This is a genomic window from Campylobacter sp. GB48 (assembly GCF_049221845.1).
Taxonomy (GTDB): domain Bacteria; phylum Campylobacterota; class Campylobacteria; order Campylobacterales; family Campylobacteraceae; genus Campylobacter_D; species Campylobacter_D lari_C.
This window is the reverse complement of the sequence record NZ_JBMJAR010000060.1, coordinates 1-1,177: the sequence shown is the minus strand read 5'-3', so window position 1 is coordinate 1,177 and position 1,177 is coordinate 1. Positions and strand designations below refer to the sequence as shown.

The 1,177-nt window shown below is 29.7% G+C and carries 1 protein-coding gene; it reads right to left on the bottom strand.

What is annotated here, in order from left to right; genetic code table 11:
• On the bottom strand, nucleotides 1–966 hold a 966-nt coding region (locus ACOTVC_RS08740), incomplete at its 3' end, for a cache domain-containing protein (RefSeq protein ID WP_421628370.1).
• Nucleotides 967–1,177 lie beyond the last annotated feature (211 nt).

The following is a 1,177-nucleotide window of genomic DNA, read 5'->3' as shown; positions in this document are numbered from 1 at the left end:
TTGGATTTTTTTTAGTGGGGATAAGTTATAATTGATCATAAATCTTATAACTATAAGAGCTATCACCAAACTTATAGCTCCTATGATAATTTGTTTTATTAAAGCCTCGTTAATTGGATCTTTATAAATTTTTTCATCCGCAATTACACAAACATTGTATCCTATTGAGGATTCTTGGCATATTACTGCTTTACGCGGTGCACTTCCATCTTCAATGATCATAGGTTTATTTGAAAGTTGTCCTGCCTTACCTTCTGGGGTAGAAAGATAGGCTTTCACAATGTTTTGGGATAAATCATCTTTTGTTAATAATGCTTTTGAAGACTCATGAAACAACACAGTTCCTTCATCATCTAAAACCACAGTGTATCCACTCTGAGATCTTCCCATTGCTAATACATTGTCTGAAAAAGTATTTAAATCATAATTTCCACCAACTGCACCTATAAATTTACCATTTACAACAATAGGATATGAAAAAGCCAAAGAAGGAGCTTTTAAGCTCGGAGCCATATAAGGTTTTGAAATCACAACTTTATCTTCTCCAGAAGTAACACTTGTATACCAAGTTCTAGTTCTAGGGTCATAACCATCAGAAGGCATTTGATGATTTCCATTTGACCTAATCATTGCACCATTTTTTGCAAGTCCTACATATAAAACATCAAAACGACTTGATTCTTTTGCGACTTTAACCATAGTGTAGATTTCTTCTAAACTTGCATTGGGATTTTTTTGAATTTCAGCCGCAACAGCTTTTATAGCATCGCTTCTTGAGGTAGTATAGTCATCAAAGCTTTTTAAAACATCTTGCATAGTTTTAACTTGTATGTCATTGATAAGTTTTTGCACATCATGCTTTACTTCAATATAATTAAAAGCATTTGCAATAAATAAAATAGCTATAATTGCTAAGAACACAAAAAAAGTGAGTTTGTTTGTTAAGGTTTTAGTAATTTTTCCCATAAATCATCCTTGTTTATAGTTTTTGGAGTTTTCAAGGAAAATTATCTTATATTATATTTAATAAAAAAATATATTATTTAAATATAAAATTAATTATTTAATAAAAATTAAAAAAGTAATTAAAAACATAACAAAAGGAATAGTAATCAAACCAAACCCTAAGGTTTGGTTATCATTTAAAACTTCTTCTTCCTAGCATCTTCTAAGATAT